The 19,787-nt window shown below is 59.9% G+C and carries 22 protein-coding genes and 1 pseudogene; 11 read left to right on the top strand and 12 right to left on the bottom strand.

Features of this window, described 5'->3' with window-relative positions; genetic code table 11:
- Nucleotides 1–68 precede the first annotated feature (68 nt).
- Nucleotides 69–662: a LysE family translocator gene (locus tag N2601_RS09195; RefSeq protein WP_104823509.1), complete on the top strand. Its 594-nt coding sequence runs from the start codon at nt 69–71 to the stop codon at nt 660–662.
- On the opposite strand, the gene N2601_RS09190 is transcribed toward N2601_RS09195, so the two are convergent.
- Both N2601_RS09190 and N2601_RS09185 read right to left on the bottom strand, forming a co-directional pair.
- Nucleotides 654–1,130 carry a DUF2269 family protein gene (locus N2601_RS09190; RefSeq protein WP_104825131.1) on the bottom strand — a complete coding sequence of 159 codons (477 nt, stop codon included), beginning with the start codon at nt 1,128–1,130 and terminating at the stop codon, nt 654–656. The genes N2601_RS09195 and N2601_RS09190 overlap by 9 nt on opposite strands.
- A 2-nt stretch (nt 1,131–1,132) precedes the next feature.
- Nucleotides 1,133–2,422, bottom strand: a complete 1,290-nt coding sequence (locus tag N2601_RS09185) for an SDR family oxidoreductase (protein ID WP_104823508.1) — start codon at nt 2,420–2,422, stop codon at nt 1,133–1,135.
- A 137-nt stretch (nt 2,423–2,559) separates the two neighbouring features.
- On the opposite strand from N2601_RS09185, the gene nthA reads away from it, so the two are divergent.
- The 3 genes from nthA to N2601_RS09170 are packed head-to-tail and all read left to right on the top strand — an operon-like array spanning nt 2,560 to nt 4,203.
- The gene (nthA, locus tag N2601_RS09180) at nt 2,560–3,189 is read left to right on the top strand and encodes a nitrile hydratase subunit alpha (protein ID WP_104823507.1); all 630 of its coding nucleotides are present in this window, start codon (nt 2,560–2,562) and stop codon (nt 3,187–3,189) included.
- Entirely contained in the window at nt 3,186–3,845 is a 660-nt protein-coding gene (gene nthB, locus N2601_RS09175) for a nitrile hydratase subunit beta (RefSeq protein WP_104823506.1), read from the top strand. The genes nthA and nthB overlap by 4 nt, the downstream gene beginning before the upstream one ends.
- Nucleotides 3,832–4,203 carry a nitrile hydratase accessory protein gene (locus tag N2601_RS09170; RefSeq protein WP_104823505.1) on the top strand — a complete coding sequence of 124 codons (372 nt, stop codon included), beginning with the start codon at nt 3,832–3,834 and terminating at the stop codon, nt 4,201–4,203. The genes nthB and N2601_RS09170 overlap by 14 nt, the downstream gene beginning before the upstream one ends.
- A gap of 5 nt (nt 4,204–4,208) precedes the next feature.
- Here the strand turns inward: N2601_RS09170 and N2601_RS09165 are convergent, their stop codons facing one another.
- From N2601_RS09165 to N2601_RS09155, 3 genes are read right to left on the bottom strand one after another with little or no spacing between them, the layout of a single operon-like run.
- Nucleotides 4,209–5,009 (bottom strand): anti-sigma factor family protein, encoded by an 801-nt coding sequence (locus tag N2601_RS09165; protein WP_104823504.1) that lies wholly within the window; start codon nt 5,007–5,009, stop codon nt 4,209–4,211.
- Nucleotides 5,006–5,560 carry an RNA polymerase sigma factor gene (locus tag N2601_RS09160; RefSeq protein WP_104823503.1) on the bottom strand — a complete coding sequence of 185 codons (555 nt, stop codon included), beginning with the start codon at nt 5,558–5,560 and terminating at the stop codon, nt 5,006–5,008. The genes N2601_RS09165 and N2601_RS09160 overlap by 4 nt, the downstream gene beginning before the upstream one ends.
- Nucleotides 5,544–5,924: a COG4315 family predicted lipoprotein gene (locus N2601_RS09155; protein ID WP_104823502.1), complete on the bottom strand. Its 381-nt coding sequence runs from the start codon at nt 5,922–5,924 to the stop codon at nt 5,544–5,546. Before N2601_RS09155 ends, N2601_RS09160 begins: the two co-directional genes overlap by 17 nt.
- A 149-nt stretch (nt 5,925–6,073) precedes the next feature.
- On the opposite strand from N2601_RS09155, the gene N2601_RS09150 reads away from it, so the two are divergent.
- Nucleotides 6,074–7,201: an ATP-dependent DNA helicase gene (locus tag N2601_RS09150; protein ID WP_104823501.1), complete on the top strand. Its 1,128-nt coding sequence runs from the start codon at nt 6,074–6,076 to the stop codon at nt 7,199–7,201.
- 86 nt (nt 7,202–7,287) lie between these two features.
- On the opposite strand, the pseudogene N2601_RS09145 reads toward N2601_RS09150, so the two are convergent.
- Nucleotides 7,288–7,758, bottom strand: a pseudogene (locus tag N2601_RS09145) (MerR family transcriptional regulator); the annotation flags it as partial.
- 424 nt (nt 7,759–8,182) lie between these two features.
- Here N2601_RS09145 and N2601_RS09140 point away from each other — a divergent pair.
- Nucleotides 8,183–8,935: a pyridoxine 5'-phosphate synthase gene (locus tag N2601_RS09140; RefSeq protein ID WP_104825130.1), complete on the top strand. Its 753-nt coding sequence runs from the start codon at nt 8,183–8,185 to the stop codon at nt 8,933–8,935.
- Between the two features lie 656 nt (nt 8,936–9,591).
- Here the strand turns inward: N2601_RS09140 and N2601_RS09135 are convergent.
- Nucleotides 9,592–10,479, bottom strand: a complete 888-nt coding sequence (locus N2601_RS09135) for an SDR family oxidoreductase (protein WP_104823499.1) — start codon at nt 10,477–10,479, stop codon at nt 9,592–9,594.
- 142 nt (nt 10,480–10,621) lie between these two features.
- Here N2601_RS09135 and N2601_RS09130 point away from each other — a divergent pair, with 142 nt between their 5' ends.
- Nucleotides 10,622–11,038, top strand: coding sequence for a winged helix-turn-helix transcriptional regulator (locus N2601_RS09130; protein WP_104823498.1), 417 nt, complete (start codon nt 10,622–10,624; stop codon nt 11,036–11,038).
- Nucleotides 11,039–11,047: 9 nt separating this feature from the next.
- Complete coding sequence (locus N2601_RS09125; RefSeq protein WP_104823497.1) at nt 11,048–12,295, top strand: FAD-dependent oxidoreductase; 1,248 nt, start codon at nt 11,048–11,050, stop codon at nt 12,293–12,295.
- Here the strand turns inward: N2601_RS09125 and N2601_RS09120 are convergent, their stop codons facing one another.
- From N2601_RS09120 to N2601_RS09105, 4 genes are all read right to left on the bottom strand, one after another.
- Nucleotides 12,296–13,510, bottom strand: a complete 1,215-nt coding sequence (locus tag N2601_RS09120) for an MFS transporter (RefSeq protein ID WP_104823496.1) — start codon at nt 13,508–13,510, stop codon at nt 12,296–12,298.
- Between the two features lie 56 nt (nt 13,511–13,566).
- Nucleotides 13,567–14,184, bottom strand: coding sequence for a TetR/AcrR family transcriptional regulator (locus N2601_RS09115; protein WP_104823495.1), 618 nt, complete (start codon nt 14,182–14,184; stop codon nt 13,567–13,569).
- Between the two features lie 80 nt (nt 14,185–14,264).
- Complete coding sequence (locus tag N2601_RS09110; RefSeq protein WP_104823494.1) at nt 14,265–15,194, bottom strand: bifunctional helix-turn-helix transcriptional regulator/GNAT family N-acetyltransferase; 930 nt, start codon at nt 15,192–15,194, stop codon at nt 14,265–14,267.
- 74 nt (nt 15,195–15,268) lie between these two features.
- A complete protein-coding gene (locus N2601_RS09105) occupies nt 15,269–15,988 on the bottom strand; it encodes an aspartate/glutamate racemase family protein (RefSeq protein ID WP_104823493.1) in 720 nt (239 codons plus the stop codon).
- Between the two features lie 160 nt (nt 15,989–16,148).
- Here N2601_RS09105 and N2601_RS09100 point away from each other — a divergent pair, with 160 nt between their 5' ends.
- The 3 genes from N2601_RS09100 (at nt 16,149) to N2601_RS09090 (ending at nt 18,662) form a co-directional block, all read left to right on the top strand.
- Nucleotides 16,149–16,613 (top strand): Lrp/AsnC family transcriptional regulator, encoded by a 465-nt coding sequence (locus N2601_RS09100; protein ID WP_104823492.1) that lies wholly within the window; start codon nt 16,149–16,151, stop codon nt 16,611–16,613.
- Nucleotides 16,614–16,729: 116 nt separating this feature from the next.
- Entirely contained in the window at nt 16,730–17,290 is a 561-nt protein-coding gene (locus N2601_RS09095; protein WP_104823491.1) for a PH domain-containing protein, read from the top strand.
- Between the two features lie 109 nt (nt 17,291–17,399).
- Nucleotides 17,400–18,662: an NAD(P)/FAD-dependent oxidoreductase gene (locus N2601_RS09090; RefSeq protein WP_260303952.1), complete on the top strand. Its 1,263-nt coding sequence runs from the start codon at nt 17,400–17,402 to the stop codon at nt 18,660–18,662.
- 36 nt (nt 18,663–18,698) lie between these two features.
- Here the strand turns inward: N2601_RS09090 and N2601_RS09085 are convergent, their stop codons facing one another.
- On the bottom strand, nt 18,699–19,742 hold the full coding sequence (locus tag N2601_RS09085; RefSeq protein WP_104823489.1) for an NAD(P)-dependent alcohol dehydrogenase: 1,044 nt from the start codon (nt 19,740–19,742) through the stop codon (nt 18,699–18,701).
- Between the last annotated feature and the right edge of the window lie 45 nt (nt 19,743–19,787).

The following is a 19,787-nucleotide window of genomic DNA, read 5'->3' as shown; positions in this document are numbered from 1 at the left end:
GTGACAGACGCGCATCGCGAGGAATGGACGCTTCCGTTGACCAAGAGAGCTGCGTCCGGGGAGGCTTTATGGCGCCGGATACATTTTTGGCTCTTCTGTTGTTTGCGTTCACGACATCGATCACGCCCGGACCTAACAATATGATGCTGTTCGCATCGGGCGTGAATTTCGGTTTTCGTCGCACGATCCCGCACATGCTCGGCATCGGCGCCGGCTTTCTGTCGTTGCTGCTGGGCGTCGGGCTGGGGCTTGGGGCATTGCTGCATACCGTACCGCTGCTCTACACTGCCCTGAAATTCGCCGGTGGAGCCTATCTCGTCTGGATCGCCTGGAAAATTGCGACGTCACGCAGCCTCAGCGAGAAGGAAAGCGGCGTGGAGCCGATGAGTTTCCTGAGCGCTGCCGCCTTTCAGTGGGTCAATCCCAAGGCCTGGGTCATGGCTGTCACGGCCATGGCGACCTACACCAATCCGCAGCTCTATTTGATCAGCGTATTACTCGTCGGCCTTGCCTTTGCGGCGGTCAATGTTCCCAGCGTTTCGACCTGGGCCGGTTTCGGCTCGGCCCTGCGCGACTGGCTTTCGGACCCCGTTCGCCTCAAATGGTTCAACATCACCATGGCGGTCCTGCTGGTGCTCAGCCTCTGGCCGATGCTAAAGTAGCGATATGGATGGCTTGTTGAGCATCAGCCAAAGAATGCTGATGACCGCGAAAAAGGCGGGGAAGCCGCAAGCAAACCAGATGCGATAAAGACGGTGATAGGCTGCCGGCAGCGGCGTTCCGGTCGCGGATGCCCTTCGGGCGAGATCGCGCAGGCGGATTTGTATCCAAACCACCGGCAGCCAGAAAACTCCGGTCAGCACATAGAGCAGTAAGGACAGGGCGATCCATCCTTCTTCGAGCGGCCAGCCGATCGATTGTGCGAGCAGATAGCCGGTCACCGGCTGAAAGACGACGGCCGTTGCCGTAAAGATGGTATCGGCGATGACGACCGTTGCGGCGACATGTGCGATCAGCTTGGGGTCGCCGGTACGATGCGCCATGACCATGAAGAAGGCGATACCCGCACCGGTGCCGAAAAGCACTGTGGCGCCGACGACATGAACAAGCCGAAGAAGCTCCTCTGTCAGCATCAGCGCTCCTCCAATACCGCAAATGTGGCAAGCGTCAGGAGGATCGCCGGCAGTGCTTTGACAAATGGCCCGAGTGGATCGAACCAAAGCGACGGTTCGAGCAACGTGCCGCCGGCAAGATAGCCGAGCGTGACGGCGAGCATTCCGAACAAGGCCGATCGCGCAAAGGGCCGCACAAGGACAAAGGCGCCAAGGGCTATGTCAAGCAGACAGGTAGTCAGCGTCAAAGCCATTGCCATGCCGTCCGGCATGAAGGGTAGGAAGTGCCGGCTTGCCGCTGTCGGGGCTAGCATCGGAATGATGCCCGACAGCATCCAGAAGAGCGCCAGCCCGCCGATCATCAACGGCTTTAACAGGTAGAGGCGGGCAAACCACAAATCCTGAACGCCGGAGGGATTGGCATTCAGCGTTTCGATGGCCGTCGCCAAACGTTGAGTTGGGAGGTGCCCCGCATTCCTTCGGCTGAGAACTCCTTCGGACATCACCGCCATCGCAGTCGACCGGAGCGGCGAGCGCCATCCAAACCTGCCGGCGATGTCGGCCGCCGAGCTTACCACCTTTGCCAAGCCGGCCGGTATCGGCATGACCCGTGTCGGCGGCAGGCCGAGCCAGTTTCGATGAAGGATGACGAGTTCGCGCAGTGTCAATGCTTCGCCGGCAGCAAGATCGATGTCGGCGCCGGATTCGAATTCGCCGGCAACCGCCGCCGAGACGATCGCGGCGACATCATCGACCGAGACCGTCTCGACCGGGCTTTGCGCATGGGTGAGAGGCAGGACAAAAGGTATGGCCGCAAGCGCGCGCAGCAATGCCGTACCGCCATGGGCGTTGCGGCCAAGGACGAGCGCTGGCCTCAGAATAATGTGGTTGAGACCACTTGCCGCCAGCGCCTTGTCGGCATTGCGCTTTGTCGCCAGGAACGGCTGCTCTTGGCCTCCACCTTCCGTGCGGGCGGAAATCTGCACGACGAGCTCGATTGCCGATTGTGCTGCTGCGGCATAGAGCGCCAGCATTGCCTTTTCCTGCGTGGCGGCGAGATCATCGGAAGGCCCGTCCTGAAGGGCGCCGGCGCAGTTGATGACGAGCTGATGGTCGTTCAGCACGGCATGCCAGTCTGATGGATTGGTCATCTTGGCCAGATCGGCTTTGATCCAGGTAATCGAAGGGTGTTTTATCCGCGCCCGGCCAGGATTACGGGCAAGACCGGTGATCATATGCCCGTCCTTGCGCAATCGCGCCGCGATTACAGAGCCGATGAAACCAGTTGCGCCAAGAATCAAAATCTTCATGCTGGGCAGACTAGCTAAACGCGCTAACAATGCGAGGGGTTGCGGCATCTGATCGCGGTTGCAACCTATGAAGAAGGCGCTTGGCGGCCGTATGGCAAAGGCTTAGAACTGAGGCTTGTTCGACGGGGAGATTTATTATGCACGATCATGACGACCATCATCACCATGATCATGACAACCACTATTCCGATATGCAGGCGCGCGTGAAGGCGCTGGAGACGCTGCTGACGGAAAAGGGGCTGATCGATCCGGCGGCGATCGACATCATCGTCGAGACCTACGAGACGAAGGTCGGGCCGCGCAACGGAGCGCAGGTGGTGGCGAAAGCCTGGAGCGATCCGGAATTTGCCGAATGGTTGAAGCGCGACGCAACGGCGGCGATTGCCAGCCTTGGTTTTAGCGGTCGGCAGGGCGAGCATATGCGGGCGGTGTTCAATACGCCAGAAACGCATAATCTCATCGTTTGCACGCTCTGCTCCTGCTATCCCTGGTCAGTGCTCGGCCTGCCGCCGGTCTGGTACAAGGCGCCGGCTTATCGCTCTCGCGCTGTCATCGATCCACGCGGCGTGTTGGCCGAATTCGGTCTGACGCTGCCTGATGGGCAGAAGATTCGCGTCTGGGATTCGACGGCCGAGCTGCGCTATCTCGTTATCCCGGAACGTCCTGATGGCACCGAGGGCATGAATGAAGCGGCCCTTGCCGATCTCGTCAGCCGTGACGCCATGATCGGTACGGCGGTCGCCAAGGCTCCGGAGGTGACGATATGAACGGGCCGCACGATCTTGGCGGGCAGATGGGTTTTGGTCCGGTCGCGCCGGAGCCGAACGAACCGGTCTTCCATGCGGAATGGGAAAAGCGGGCGCTCGGCCTCACGCTCTCCTGCGGCGCGTTCGGCGCCTGGAGCATCGATGAAAGCCGGCATGCGCGTGAAAATATCCCTCCGGCTGCATACCTAGCCGCCAGTTATTATGAGATCTGGACGCGTGGGGTCGAAGTGCTGCTGCAACGGCATGGTTTTGTAACGCACGACGAGTTGCGAACCGGCCATTCGTCGCAGCAAGGTGTGGTGCCGAAGCGTATCTTGAAGGCCGATATGGTCACCGGCGCTCTTGCCAAGGGCGGCCCCTGCGATCGGCCGGTCAATACGGCGCCGCTTTTTGCAGTCGGCGATCACGTGCGGACGAAGAACATCAATCCGACGGGACATACGCGTTTGCCCCGCTATGCGCGAGCCAAGACGGGTGTGGTGGAAGCCGTTCAGGGCTCGTTCGTTTTCCCCGACGACAATGCTCATGGCAAGGGCGAGAATCCGCAATGGATTTACACCGTCGTTTTCGATGCGCCGGAAATCTGGGGTGAGGGCGCCGATCCGTCGCTAACCGTCTCCATCGACGCCTGGGAGAACTATCTTGAGCGCGTCTGAGACCTCGTCGCTCCTGGCGCAATCGCCGCAACTGCCAAAATCCGCCGATGGTGAGCCGGTCTTCCCCGAGCCCTGGGCGGCGGAGGCTTTTGCAATGACCGTGCATCTGCATGAGAAGAGACTGTTTAGCTGGGGCGAGTGGGCAGAGCAGCTTTCTGCCGAATTGTACAAGCCTGGCCGGGCCAAAGACGGCAGCGATTATTTCGACTGTTGGGTGGCCGCACTCTCCAGCATGTTGATCAGCCGCGGCATCGCCGATGCGAGCGCGATCCTCGACCTGCAGAAAAGCTGGCAGCGCGCGGCGGAAGCGACGCCGCACGGCAAGCCGATCTTGCTGGAGAACGATCCCGAACGCTGAGCGTCTTACGATGAGAACTGCTTATAGCATTCATCCGCCACCCGCCTCAGCATGTCGCGCGAGATTTCGCCGGTAACGGCATAGCCGAGCTTGCCGTCGATCCAGTAGAAGGTCTCGACCGTACCGGCACTGGTGAAGCGGAAGCTGGTCGTCGTATTGTCCTTGTTGCTGCCGACGAGCACGGTCAAGCGTTGGCCGCTGGCGTTCTCATACATGAAGAGTGCACCGGGCGTGCCGTTGATCGGCAGCAGACGGCCGCCGACGAGCTGGAAGCCGAGCGCGCTGAGGCTCGGCACCTTGAGGCCGGCGACATTCATGCGCTTGCCGAGCCAGGTGGCAAGATGTGCTTCCTGATCCGCGCCGACCTCGACCGGGTGGCGGACATCGCTCGCATAGACGACGAAGGCCGATTGCGCCTGCCGCGGCAGCGCTTCGATACCCGCCAGGCGAAGGTCCGGCTGCGTCAGAAGCGGTGGGCCGAAATGGCCGGCGGCAGCGCCGACCAGGAAGATCGCTAGGGAGGCCGCGGCCATCGGCAGCCAGCGAAGCCGACGTGACGCTGCGGCAGGCACAGACGACGCCGGGATGCGCAATACCAGCTCACGGTCGCCTTCCTTCGACGTTTCATACGGCGCAAACAGCGCCTTGATGCTGGCGTTTTGCGCCTGCCATGCGGAGATCTGGTCCGCTTGTTCGGAGTTTTCGACAAGCCAGGCTTTCAATCGGGCGTGATCGTCCGCCGGCAGCAATCCGTCCGCAAAGGCGTGGAGATCCGCTTCGGTCACGGTCGGGTTACGTTCGCTCATTTCGGTCTCCGAAGCGTAATGACATTCTCGGCACTCATCAGATTGGTCATTTTCCGGCGCGCTCGAGACAGGCGCGACATGACGGTGCCGATCGGAATATCCAGTGTGGTGGCGACGTCCTGATAGCTGTAGCCTTCGACCACCACCAGCATCAGCACTGCGCGGTAATCCTCCCCGAGGCTGTTCAGCGCCGCTTCCAATCGCGAGCGCTCCAAAGGGTCACTGCTGGTCTCAGTGGCCGGCAGATCGGTGTTGTCGTCAAGATCGACGAAATTGCGACGACCTTGCTGGCGCAGGCCGTTGCGGTAGAGATTGGTCATGATGGTGAGCACCCAGCCGCGCAGGTTCAGCCCGCGCCACTGGCTGCGCCGCACCAGCACCTTTTCCACGCAATCCTGCAGAAGGTCTTCGCCATCGGCGTCGGATCGGGTGAGGCTGCGCGAATAGCGCCGTAACGAGGGGAGGAGCGCCAGCACCTCCGCCTCGAAGCTGTCGGGTGCGGGGGAGGCTCCCCCCGCATCCCGGCCGGTCCGATCAGGGCCGTGCGGCATCCCAGACACCCTTGAAGCCATCGCCGGCAACTTCACCGGCCTTGGTATCCTTCATAAAGAAATAGAGCGGCATGCCGTCCTTCGCCCATTGCTTCTTCCCGTCTTTGCGGGTGATGATCGAATATGCGCCTTCTGCCTTGGCTTTGCTATCGGCCATTAGCGGCGGCCATGCCTTGGCGCAATCGTCGTTGCAATTGGAGACACCCTTCTTGTCATTCTTGAAGGTGTAGAGTGTCATGCCGTTTTCGCCTGTGAGAACCTTGCCCTTGGCGCTTTCGCCGGTTTTTACCGGGGCGGCGGCAAAGGCCGACGTCGCTACGGCCGATGCCATGACCAGGATCGGCAAGAATTTCGCGGCTTTCATGATGTTTCTCCTCGGAATGGTAGACCTATGGTCTAGGCCCCACGTTTTGCGTTGCCGGACATGAGACGCGAATTGCCACGATTTTATTCCCAACAATTCTGGGTTTTTTACTGCTTGCTTCTGCCGGGCGAATCCTGCCAAGTCGGCCCATGCAATTCGCACCACAACAAGACGAAGCGCTCAAGGCCGTTGCCAAATGGCTGAAGGAACGGCGCTCGCCGCTGTTTCGCCTGTTCGGTTATGCCGGTACGGGCAAGACGACGCTTGCCCGGCATTTTGCCGAGCATGTCGATGGCGAAGTCCTGTTTGCCGCCTTTACCGGCAAGGCGGCGCAGGTGCTGCGCTCACGCGGCGCCAGCAACGCCAAGACCATCCATTCGCTGATCTATCGCCCGCGCGGTGAAGAGGCCGTCGAGGACGAAGAAACCGGCAAGACGTCGATCGCCCCGATGTTCACCATCAACCGGCAGAGCCCGGTCGCCAAGGCCGCGCTGATCATCGTCGACGAATGTTCGATGGTGGATGAAGCACTCGGCAAGGACCTGATGAGTTTCGGCACGCCGATCCTCGTCCTCGGCGACCCCGGGCAGTTGCCGCCGGTTTCGGGCGGCGGGTTCTTCACCAACGAAGAGCCGGACTATCTTCTGACGGACATTCACCGTCAGGCCCGTGACAATCCGATCATCCAACTCGCCATGCATGTGCGCGAGGGCAGGGAGATCATGCACGGCGATTACGGCACCGCGCAGGTGATTTCGAAGAATGAAGTGACGCAGCCGCTGGTGCTCGAGGCGGATCAGGTGTTGGTGGGCACCAACCGGACCCGCCGGCGGTACAATCAGCGACTGCGCGAGCTCAAGGGTTTTACGGCCGAATATCCGCAATCCGGGGACAAGCTGGTCTGCCTGCGCAACGACCCCGCCAAGGGCCTGCTCAACGGTTCGCTCTGGCAGGTGATGACATCTTCCAGGGAAACCACGAAGCCCGGCATCAATCTGCTTGTTCGGCCGGAAGATGACGACATGGATCGGGGTGCCGCGAAGATCAAGCTGCTGAAGCAGGCCTTCGAGGATGTCGAGGGCGAGATCCCCTGGTCGACCCGCAAGCGCTATGACGAATTCGACTATGGCTACGCGCTGACCGTGCATAAAGCGCAGGGTTCGCAGTGGAACAATGTGGTGTTGTTCGATGAAAGCTGGGCGTTTCGCGATACGCGCGAGCGCTGGCTTTATACGGCGATTACGCGTGCCGCCGAGACGCTGACGATCGTCCGCTGAAGTTTACTTGCTCGCCTTACGACGCCGATCAGGTGGCCTCAACCCCATGCTGAAACGGTCTATCAGATGTCCCCACCATGAGAATGAGGGCGCTCTGCAGTGCTATCATAATCAAGGAGATCGGTGACTTTCTGCATCTGCCGATTCAATTCGGACATCTCGATGATGAGTTCGCGCTTGCGGTGGTTGAGGGCCGTGCGGAAGATGGTCTCGGCATCGTCTGATGTTTCCGCATCATCGAGCTTTTCCATGATCTCCTGAATGGCGGCGATCGACATGCCGATTTCGCGGCAGACTGTAATGACGGCCATGCGCAGCACATCGTCGGTGCCGTAGATGCGCATCAGCCCGTGGCGATCGGCTGAGATCAGCCGCTTTTCCTCGTAAAAATGCAGCGTCCTGTGTGTCACCCCGAAAGCGCTGGCCATATCGGCAATGGCGACTGCCCCCTCCGGCAGGTCAGAAGGAAGTGCGGTCTCAGGCAGGAACCGGTACTTGGCACGCGCCCGCGAAACAAGGTTGGCGGCAGCAAACGGACGTTTGGAACCGTCAGACATGAGTACCTCCATATTTCCATCCCCTTTTGTCGCGGCGCCCCACGCCACGATTGAGTGCCTATTTTTTTGTCTGACGGAGGAGGCCGCAGCTACGCCCAACTCGCTTTCACAATGACGCGACTAACAAACGCAGATATGTCGCCGATGAAAATTCTTAGGTTTCATAAGGACAAATTTACTGTGGGTGAGCTTGAGCTCCCTCGTTCCCGGACGAATCAAATCAGGCGCCCGATACAACGACGCTATCGGGTTTCGGCGAAATTATAAGTTGCCCGAAGGGGGTATCGTCGGACGGGCGAGACGGCAAAAGAGGGGAAGACCATCAATCTTTTGCATGAGTCGATGTTCGAATCTCGTTGGTCTTGCGGCGTGCAATCGCATAAAACGGATGTATTATCCTCTTTATAAATCATGGATTTCGATCATGCCCGCCAAGCTCTCCGTGAACCTCAACGCCATCGCGATGCTGCGTAACCGGCGCGATCTTCCCTGGCCAAGTGTCACGGGCTTGGGACGCATCGCGCTTGCCGCCGGCGCCAGCGGTCTGACCGTGCATCCGCGGCCCGATCAGCGGCACATCCGCTTCTCTGATCTGCCCGAAATCCGGGCGCTGATCGACGATGAATTTCCGGAAGCGGAGTTCAATATCGAAGGCTATCCGACAGACGAGTTCTTCGATCTCTGTGCATCCGTAGAGCCGGAGCAGGTGACGCTGGTACCCGACGATCCCTCACAGGCGACATCCGACCACGGCTGGGATTTCCGTAAGAACCGCGATTTGCTGGTCGATGTCGTCGCCAAATACAAGAAGATCGGCTGCCGCGTTTCGCTGTTTGCCGACGGCGACGGCGATGCCGACGCGGTGAAGATCGCCAAGGAGGTCGGTGCCGACCGCATCGAGCTTTACACCGGCCCCTATGGTGGCTGCTATGACGCACCGGAGCGCGCTGCCGTCATTCTCGAAGCGCTTGGCAAGACGGCTGATGCTGCATTCGCCAACGGCCTTGACGTCAATGCCGGTCACGATTTGACGGTCGCCAATCTGCCAGCGTTGCTTAAGCGTATTCCGAAGCTTGCAGAGACTTCGATCGGCCATGGGCTGACTGCCGATGCGCTGGAATATGGCATGGCCGAAACGGTGCGGCGCTTCCGCCGGGCTTGTGGTCAGGCGGTTTGAGCTAAAAATCCTTCACGTACCGAGAAATCAACTCGTATAGCTGTTGTTTCCGCTTGCGATCTGAATATCGCGGGCGTGCCTCTTGCTAGCATTGTTCTTTTCAGCCATTCTGCACGCAAAACGGGTGCAGAATGGCTTTTCAATTCTGAGGCTAAGCTGCGAACCCTCCTGTCAAAGAGAGTTAGTTGCAGCAACTAGCTCGACCCCAGTGATCGTGAGTTTGTGTAATGAAGGCCGCAAAGCTGACAATTCTTATTGTATTGTTGGTGCTGGGATTGATCGACAGCTTTGTTATCAGCTTTGTTGGATTCGCGGCTCTTTCGGACGGCTTAGAGCAATGCCCTGACGGAAATCATTGTGACAGAGCAATCACGACTCTGGTGATTTGCTCGATGGTTTTGCCCGTAAGCGTAGCGACGTGCGTCTTCTCTCTTCGCGCGGTCATGCGAAAGATTTCGTCGCCATCTCACACCGTACCGTCCACACTCAGCGTATAGTCAACTGAGGCTCCTAATACGCAAGCGCAGATTTGCGCAGTTCTTAACGATCAGCGGATGTTGTCTTTGGTTGTTCCCCGTCGACGCGGACTAGTTTGGAGTAGGCGGTCAGGCAGGCCCTTGCCGCCGTGGCGGCCCAGCCTGACCTTCTCCAAAGCCTTAGCCGAGCAACGCGGCCTTGTGTTCCTCGACGAAGCTGCGCAGTGTCTGCGGCTCCTTGCCGGTCAGCTTGTTGAAGTCGTTCGTGAGGATGTTGAAATTGCCGGCGCGGATGTTAGCGTCGAAGGAGACGAGCATGTCGACCACGAATTTCGGCAGGCCGGCGCCGTTGAGGCCAGCGGCGAGTTGTTCGTCGTTGACCTGTACGACTTCCAGCGGACGGTCGGTGATCCTGCTGACGACGCTCGCAATCTCATCGATGGTGACGGCAGTCGAGCCCGTCAGAGTGTAGGTAGCATCTTCCGTCGCATCGGACGCCAAGGCGGCGGCGATGGCGAGCGCGCAATCTTCGCGGCTGATGTTGCTGACGCGGCCGCCGCCGGTCGCGGTGTACCACTTGCCGGTTTCGAGGCTATGCGGCAGACCCATCAGATAGTTGTCGAAATACCAGGCGTCGCGCAGGATGGTGTAGCCGATGCCGCTTGCCTTGATGGCGTTTTCCGTGCCGAGATGGTCAGGCGCGAAGCTGACGAGCGAACCTTCCGGGGCCGGCATGGAGGTGTAGAGAATGTGCTTCACGCCAGCGGCCTTCGCGGCTTCAACGGCAGCCGTATGCTGCTTCAGGCGCTGACCGGGAACGGCGAGCGAGTCGGTGCTGATGATAAGCAGGCGGTCGACGCCGGCAAAGGCGGCGGACAGGCTGGCGGCATCATCAAAATCGGCCTTGCGGGTGACGACGCCCTTGGCGGCGAGGTCGGCAAGCTTCTCCGGGCTGCGGGTGGCGGCAATGATGCGGCTGGGCGCGACCCTGTATGTCTCCAGCAGGTGATGAATGACGCGCTGACCAAGCTGACCCGCGGCGCCGGTGACGAGAAGAGTGCTGCTCATATGTTTTTCCTTGTTTGACCGCCGCGGACTTGCAGAGGTTTTCCGCTCTCAAAAAGAGACTAGCACTAGAATAGGAATTGACTTCGGGCTGTAAAGGAGGCAGTTTTTCAGCCCTACGTTACCAAAAGGGAACCAGCCCGATATGAGCGCCAGCACCGTCGTCAACTTGCGCAGCACAGAGGAACCGCTGCGTGTCTTCGATGTCAGCAAACTCGATTTTACGAATTGCCCGGTGCGGGACCTGATCTCGCAGATCGGCGGCAAGTGGTCGGTGTTGCTGCTGGAAGCCTTGGCGCAGCGGCCGTATCGTTTCGGCGAGCTGCGGCGCATGGTGCCGGATATTTCACAGCGCATGTTGACCCAGACGCTGCGGGACCTCCAGCGCGATGGCTATATCGGCCGCGAGGTGTTTCCAACCAAGCCGCCGAGTGTCGAATATCGCATGACCGATCTCGGCCGCTCGCTGTATGTGCCTTTGGCGCAACTCTTGAATTGGGCCGAGGCCAACCATGATGCTGTGCGCGCTGCACGCGTCCGTTTCGATCAATCGCAGGACTGAGCGCGGCCAGTGAAATCCCTGAAAATTGCGATCGTCGGTGCCGGACCTGCGGGCCTTGCGGCTGCCCTGTTTCTATCACGTGCCGGTCATACGACGGAAATTATCGAGCGGTTCGATAGTCCTTCGCCGGTCGGATCCGCGCTGATGCTGCAGCCAACCGGCCTGACCGTGCTGGAATCGCTCGGCCTCGGTCCTGCCATTCACACCGCCGGCAATCGCATCGATCGGCTGTTCGGCACCGAGGCGAAACGTGGCTGCATCGTTCTTGACGTGCGCTATGACACGCTGGCCGGCGGGCGCTATGGGCTGGCGGTTCATCGCGCCGCACTGTTCGACACGCTCTATGACGAAGTCTCTGCGCGGCGACACCTTGTCCTCACCGGACGGCGGGTAACTGGCGTGCTGGAAGAGGGCAGTCACACCCATCTCATTACCGAGGGCGGAGAGCGGTTGGGGCCGTATGATCTTGTCGTCGACGCGAGCGGCGCGCGTTCTGAGTTGGTCGCTGCCTGCCCGGTCGCACCACGGGTGCGCAATCTCGCCTATGGCGCCTTCTGGGCGACGCTGGATTGTCCCGATGGATTGGTGGATGAGAGGGCACTGACGCAGCGCTACGACCAAGCGAAAGTGATGATCGGCGTGTTGCCGATCGGACAGCGTAAGCCGGATCTGCCGAAGCAGGCGGCGTTGTTCTGGAGCTTGAAGATAGCGGATGCAGACGAGGTGCGCCGGCAGGGGCTTGAGCGCTGGAAGTCGGCGATCCGCGGCTATTGGCCGGAATGCCAGCCGTTGCTTGATCAAATTATCGATTGGGAACAGTTGACGCTGGCGCGCTACGCCCATCGAACCGTGGCCATTCCCTATAGCGGCCGCACGGTTTTCGTCGGCGACTCCGCCCATTCGACCAGCCCGCAACTCGGGCAGGGCGCCAATATGGCGCTGCTGGATGTAGCGGCGCTTGCGCATGCATTGGCGGGCAACGACGATATCAGCGCGGCGCTTGCGGCTTACGCCAAAGCGCGGCGCATGCATGTGCGGCTGTTCCAGTTGCTATCGCTGACGTTTACGCCGTTCTACCAGTCGGATTCGGCAGCATTGGCCTGGATCCGGGATCGACTGGTTGCCATGATCGCCAGGGTACCGCCGGGGCCGCAGATCTTGGCGTCTATTGTCTCCGGCACCTTGATCGACCCATTTGCCGCTGCCGGCCTCAGTGAATGCGACTGGCTGCGGACCATCGTTCCGCAGCCGTCTTGATCATTTCTGCCGCTCGGTCAGGAAAATGAGCAGCGCCACGACCGGGAAGCAGACGCCGATCCAAGAGGCGAGGTTCCAGCCGCCGGTGGCATAGGCCCAGCCGCCGATCGCCGAGCCGAGGGCGCCGCCGGCAAAGAATGTCGCCATGTAGAGACCGTTCAGGCGGCTGCGATGTTCGGCGCTCAGCGCAAAGATGGCGCGCTGGCCGAGCACGAGATTGGTCTGTACGCCGAAATCGAGCAGGATGCCGGAGAGCGTCAATGTCGCCAGCGCCAGTAGCGAACCGCTGCCGGACGCATGGCCAATAAGGAGCGCGATGATGGCGAGCACTAGGGCGAAGGTGGTGGCAAGCTTCGTCCAGCCGCGATCAGCGACACGGCCGGCAATCGGCGAAGCGACCGCGCCCGCAGCTCCAGCCAGCGCGAAGAGCGCAATACCGTTCTGCGTCAGGCCGAAGGCAGGGCTTGCAAGCAGCAGCGGCGTCGTCGTCCAGAACAGGCTGAAGGCGCCGAACATGCAGGCCTGATAGAGCGCGCGGCGCTGTAGCACCGGCGTATGCAGCGCGAGATGGCCCATCGAATAAAGCAGTTGGCCGTAATGCAGCTTGGTATGCGGAACACGGGTCGGCAGGACGACGCGAAGGATGATGGCAAGTCCGATCATGACGCCGGCGGAGAGGATATAGACCGCATGCCAGGAGAAGAGTTCCGACAGGAAGCTTGCCGCGGGCCGCGCGAGCATGATGCCGCAAAGCAGGCCACTCATGACATTGCCCACAACCGCGCCGCGGCTGGCATCCGGCGCCATATGGGCGGCGAAAGGCACCAGCACCTGGACAGCGACGGAGGCGAGGCCGATGCAGAGCGAGGCGAGCAGGAAGAGCGACGGCGACCACGCAAAGGCGGCGCCGACGAGCGCCAGTGCCGAAAGACCGATCAGCGTCAGTACCAGCCTGCGGTTTTCCAGGAGATCGCCGAGCGGCACGATCAGCAGCAGGCCGAGGCCGTAACCGATCTGCGTTAGTGTCACGATCAAACCGGTTGCCGCCGGCGTGAATCCCAGCGCCTGGCTGATCGGACCGGCCAGCGGCTGGCCGTAATAGAGATTGGCGGCCACCAGCCCGCAGGCGGCAGCGAACATGAATGTCAACAGCGGTGAAATGGTCTTCTCGGGGAGCGGTGTGCTCTCCCGTCTGGCAGCGGAAGTTGCGGGCATGTTTTATCCTCGATGCGGGCGAGGGAGCGTGCTCCCCGAAAATTCGTGTGAAAAAATCAGTTCAGCAGTTTCATGGCCGTCTCGGCGACGGCGAGCATATGTTCGGTTTTGCGGCCGGTCTTTCCGATCACGCGCATGCCTTTCGTTAGGGCAAGCAAGGCGCAGGCGGTGCTTTCAGGGTCGATATGCTTTGCCACGGATCCATCCGCCTGACCCAGAAGGACGAGGTCGCGAATGCGCCGCTCGTCGAAATCGAAAGCCACGCTGACACGGCTGGCGACCTCCTTGTCGAAAAGCGCAAGCTCGGTCGCGCTGCCGACCACGAGACAGCCTCTGCGGCCGATCTCACCGCACGAAGCTTCGGCGAAGAACGCCACCAAAATACGCAGTTTCTCATATGCGTTCGGGCCCTTCGCAAGAGCCTCATCGATCAGTTGCTGGCGCATACGGCGATAGCGATCGAAAGCGGCCAGGAACACGCCCCGCTTGTCGCCGAACGCCTTGTAGACGCTGCCCGCGGTCAGCCCCATGGCCTCGGTCAGTTCGCTAATCGAGGCGGCATAGTAGCCGCGCTCGGAAAAGACCCGCAGTGCCTCGTCGAGCGCTGCGTCCATATCGAATTCCCGCGGGCGACCGCGAAGCTTCGGGGAGAAGTCTTGTGTGTCTGTCGTCATGCAGACTGTTTAGGAAATGATCGTTTCCAAATCAAGCGGAATTTTGCGGCGCAACATAATCGTGATGGCGCGTTATTTGATTAGAGGTCCAGCACCCATGTCTGGCCGTTCAATTCGGGGCCGAACATACGGTGTTTTTCTTCCGAGACGAGTCGGAATCCAGCCTGGACATAGATGGCTCGGGCAGTATCGAGGATGTCGTTTGTCCAGAGCGAAAGCTGACGATAGCCGGCGTTGCGGGCAAAACGGATGCATTCACCGACCAGCAGCTTGCCGAGGCCGAGGCCTCGTGCCGTCTTGTCGACATAGAGCAGCCGGAGCTTTGCGAAGCCGTCGCCGCCATCGGCGACCATGACGGAACCGATGTTCAGTCCGCCCCGCTCGACGATCCAGCATTGGTCCTTCTGCGGATTGAAGTTGGAGAGGAATTTTCCGGCGACCTCGGCGATCAGGCCTTCGAAACGCAGATCCCAGCCGAATTCCTCGCAATAGAAGCGGGCCTGGCTCTGGACGATCCAGCCGATATCGCCGGCGCGGTGAGTGCGGATGACGGCGGGAGGCGTGACATTGGCACTTGAGTTGAGGACGGTCTGGATCGTTCGCATCGCGTCCACGACACGTTCGGGCTCACCGATGGCCAGCGCATCGAAATGCCCGGCGATCTCGGCGCGGGAGCGGCGGACAAACTCGTGGAACTGCGCTTGTCCCTTGTCGGTGACTGTAATGATCTGGCTGCGCAGATCGTCCGGATCTGGCTTGGTTTCGATCAAGCCGTCTTCGCGAAAGCGTTTCAGAATGCGGCTGAGATAGGCGGGATCGAGATGCAGATCCCGTGTCAATGTCGAAGCGGCGACGCCGCCACGCGAGCCGACTTCGAACAGCACGCGGACGTCAGTCAGCGCATAGGGGCTGTCGAGATAGGCTTTGTTCAGAACGCCAAGGAAACTGGTATAGAAGCGATTGAAGTCGCGCGCCGCATCGATGGTCGCGAGTTCCGTAGTCACAAGCATGGACATCGTCTCCCTATAGCATAGGAGACGATGTCCATCATTTATTTGACTCAGTCAAGTAAATTTGGCTTGATTTACGCGGCCTGGCTTGCTCTTGCCTTTTCATTGCCGACAGCGAAATCGACAGCTTTCTGTGCGTGAATCGCCGTGGTGTCGAAGCCCGGCAGAGTAAGCGCGTTCGGATCCAGGATCAGGCAGATCTCGGTGCAGCCAAGAATGACGCTATCGGCGCCTTCGGCTTTGGCGCGCTCGATGATGGCCATCAGCTTCCGGCGCGACTCGTCCTTGACGACGCCGGCGCAGAGTTCATTGAAGATGATGTCGTGGGTCGTGGTGCGATCTTCAGCGCCGGGGACCATGACGGAAACGCCATTGCGGGCCATGCGGTCGGCATAGAAGCCGTGTTCCATCGTGTAGCGCGTGGCAAGCAGTAGCGGCTTAACGCGGCCGGCGGCCTTCAGCGTGGCAGCGGTCTCGTCGATGATATGGATCAGGGGGATCGAGATACGCGCGGCAACTTCCGGGGCGATCAGATGCATGGTGTTGGTGCAGATCAACACGCATTCGGCACCGGCGATCTGCAGGCGAAGCGCGGCATCCCCGAGACGGGCAGCGGCATCGTCCCAACGCCCGGCCTTCTGCATGGCGACGATCTCTTCGAAATTGACGGAATACATCAGCACCTCGGCAGAGGCGAGGCCGCCTAGTCTGTCGCGAACCATCTCATTGATAAGACGATAATAAACTGCCGAACTCTCGAAACTCATGCCGCCGATCAGGCCGATAGTGCGCATACTGCCGCTCTCCGTTCTCGAATGTGAATAGCAGAATATTGAGACATTTCACGCGCCTCGTGTTTGCAATCTTTGTCGTCTATGCGATCTTCACTGCAAGATTTTGCGCAAGAATGATATTATGCGCAAAATTACAGCGCCATTAGGGAGATCGTTGCATATGCTCGACGGGCGAGACAGAAAGATTCTCGATCTTTTGCAGACCGATGCCGGCATTTCGGTGACCGATCTTGCCGACCGCGTGGCGCTGTCGGTCTCCGCCTGTTCCCGTCGCATTCAGCGGCTGGAGGAGAGTGGCCACATCGCCAGACGTATTGTCGTGCTCGACCGCGAGAAGATGGGTGTGCCCACCACGCTCTACGCGCTGATCAAGACCGCACATCATGCCGACGAATGGATCGAGACCTTTCGCAAGGCGATCAGCGACATTCCGGAGATTGTCGAGGCGCACCGGCTGACCGGCAATCACGACTACATCCTGAAAATCGTGCTGCCGCGTGTCGAGCACTATGATGTCATCTACAAGATGCTCGTACGCAAGATCGAGCTCTTCGATGTCTCGGCCTCCATTTCCATGGAGGAGTTGAAAAGCGGCACATCCATCCCCGTCGGCTATGCACATTGAGCTCACTACGGTCGCGTGCTGATTCTGCATATCACCTCAGCAAAGCTGTCATGAAAATCACCAGTTTTTAAGTTGTAGAGTCGCTGTCGCAATTATCGCTTTAGGGGCAATATGCCATGCGCAATTCTGACATTCAAAACTACTTCCTGCCTGGTGAAAAATTATTGTGGCTGGGCCAGCCGAAGCAAGGGCTCATGTTTAATAAGAAAGATCTACTGCAAGTGCCTTTTTCGTTGTTGTGGGGCGGCTTTGCGATCTTCTGGGAAAGTTCGGTGATACGCCAGATCAATGCGCCAGTCGTTTTCAGGTTATGGGGCGTGCCTTTCGTATTGATCGGTCTCTATCTTATCGTTGGTCGTTTTGCGGTCGATGCGTTCGTTCGCGCAAGGACACAGTATGCGGTCAGTGACCAGCGCATCATAATTTTACGCGACGGCTGGTTTTCCAAGATTCTTACCGTATCGCTGGAACGGTTGCCGGCTCTGGATCTGGATCAGCGCGGTGATGGAACAGGGACGATCAGCTTCGGAACCGATACCCAAGTCGGCTATGGCCGTTTCGGCGGTATGGGGGCCTGGACTCCAGCGCTTTCCAACGTTCCACAATTTCTCGGTATCAAGGACGTCCGCGACGTATTCAATCTGATCTTGCGTGCGCAATCGGCGAAAGCATCTTAGCCGCTATGGCAAGGTGGCAGATGCAGGGGTGCCATGCGTAAAAGGCGGTTGCTGGCCATCATCCTCAACCCTACGTTTGCGAAGACAAAACAGGGTGCGGGGTGTCGTCATGCAGGATCATCACGTTGTCGTCGTCGGGGGTGGATTTGGCGGCTTGCAGCTCGTCAACGATCTCAAGGGAGCTCCGGTCCGGATCACGCTGATCGACCGGCGCAACCATCATCTGTTCCAGCCGCTGCTCTATCAAGTCGCCACTACGTTGCTCGCCACGTCCGAGATCGCCTGGCCAATCCGAAGCTTTTTCCGCGATCGGCCGGAAGTGACGACATTGCTGGCGGAGGTCGTCGGCGTCGACAGCAAGGCACATGTGGTGACGCTGAAGGGTGGCACCACGATCGCCTATGATACGCTTGTGCTGGCGACGGGTGCGACGCATGCCTATTTCGGACATGACGAATGGGAACCGGTGGCGCCGGGCCTTAAGACGCTGGAGGATGCGACGACGATCCGCCGCCGCGTTCTTTTGGCCTTCGAGCAGGCGGAGCTGGAAACCGATCCTGCCGTCTGCGACGCTTTGCTGACTTTTACCATCGTCGGCGCCGGGCCGACCGGCGTCGAGCTTGCCGGCATTATTGCCGAGCTGGCCAGAACGACACTCCCGAAGGAATTCCGCAACATAGACACCACCAAGGCCAGGATCATTCTTGTCGAAGCCGGGCCGCGCGTTCTCCCAAGTTTTGACGAGGGGCTGTCTTCTTATGCCCACAAGGCGCTGGAAAAGTCGGGCGTCGAAGTTCGCACGGGAAAACCCGTTACATCGTGCACCGCGGAGGGTGTCACGATCGGGGAGACCTTCGTGCCGAGCCGGACGATCGTCTGGGCCGCTGGCGTGCAGGCTTCGCCGGCGGCGAAATGGCTCGCCGTTTCGGTCGACCGCGCCGGCCGCGTCGTGGTTGACAAGGAACTGAGAGCGTCTGGCGAGGCGGATATCTTTGTCATCGGCGACACGGCGGCGGTCATGCGCGGGGATGGCAGTCCCGTGCCGGGCATCGCGCCGGCCGCCAAGCAGCAGGGCTCTTACGTCGCCAAGATGATACGGGCCAAGTTATCGGGCCAGCCGGCACCAGGGCCATTTCACTATCATCATCAGGGAAGTCTCGCGACGATCGGCAAAAGTGCTGCGATCATCGATTTCGGCTGGATCAAGCTCAGGGGATGGATCGCCTGGTGGGTCTGGGGCCTTGCCCACATCTACTTCCTGATCGGCGTGCGCTGGCGCATTGCGGTCGCCTGGAGCTGGCTGTGGATCTATATCAGCCGGCAGCACAGCGCCCGGCTGATCACGCAAAGGGAAACCATGCGCGAAGATTAAAGAAGGCGGCGCCCGTTTCGGACGCCGCCGTTTTTCTTAGGCCAGCGAAGCGATATCGATGACGAAGCGATAGCGAACGTCGCTCTTCAGAACGCGCTCATAGGCTTCGTTGATCTCCTGGATGTTGATCTTCTCGATCTCGGCGACGATGTTGTGCTCGCCGCAGAAGTCGAGCATTTCCTGGGTTTCCTTGATGGAGCCGATCATGGAGCCGGAAAGGCTGCGGCGGCCGGGGATGAGCGAGAAGGCGTGAACCGGAACGGCATGTTCCGGAACGCCGACCAGCACCATGCTGCCGTCATACTTCAGCAGGTTGAGATAGGCATTCCAGTCGATGGCGGTGCCGACCGTGTTGATAATCAGGTCAAACGTGCCTGCGAGCTTGGTGAAGGTCTCGGCATCGCTGGTGGCGTAATAATCCTTGGCGCCCAGCTTGAAGCCGTCTTCCTTCTTCGACAGCGTCTGGCTGAGAACCGTCACGTCGGCGCCCATGGCATGCGCCAGCTTGACGCCCATGTGGCCGAGACCGCCCATGCCGACGATGGCGACTTTCTTACCCGGGCCTGCCTTCCAGTGGCGCAGCGGCGAGTAGAGCGTGATGCCGGCGCACAGCAGCGGCGCGCCCGAATCCAGCGGAATATTGTCGGGGAAGGAGAGGACATAGCCCTCCTTGACGACGATCGAGTCGGAATAGCCGCCGTAGGTCGGCGTCTCGCCGTCTGCTTCCACGTCGTTGTAGGTCTGGACCAGGCCCGGCAGGAAGTGTTCGTAGTCCAAATCGCGCGTCGCGCAGGTCGTGCAGGAATTGACAAAGCAGCCGACGCCGACGCGGTCACCGACCTTGAACTTCGTCACCTTCGAACCGACGGCCGTGACGAGGCCGGCAACTTCGTGGCCAGGCACCATCGGATACTTCGAGCCGCCCCATTCGTTGCGGGCCTGGTGGATGTCGGAATGGCAAACGCCACAATATTTAACGGAGATGACGACGTCGTCTTCGTTCGGCTCGCGACGTTCGAAGGTGAAGGGAGTAAGCGGCTTGGACGCGTCGGTGGCGGCATAACCCTTTGCAATTGCCATGGAAGACTTCCTTTTGTTAGGATTGGCTTTGGGGTGGCCGACTTA

The organism is Rhizobium sp. CB3060, from assembly GCF_025200735.1.
In the GTDB taxonomy this organism is placed as follows: Bacteria; Pseudomonadota; Alphaproteobacteria; order Rhizobiales; family Rhizobiaceae; genus Rhizobium.
The sequence above is the reverse complement of the archived record's forward strand: the minus strand, read 5'-3'. Positions and strand labels throughout refer to the sequence as shown.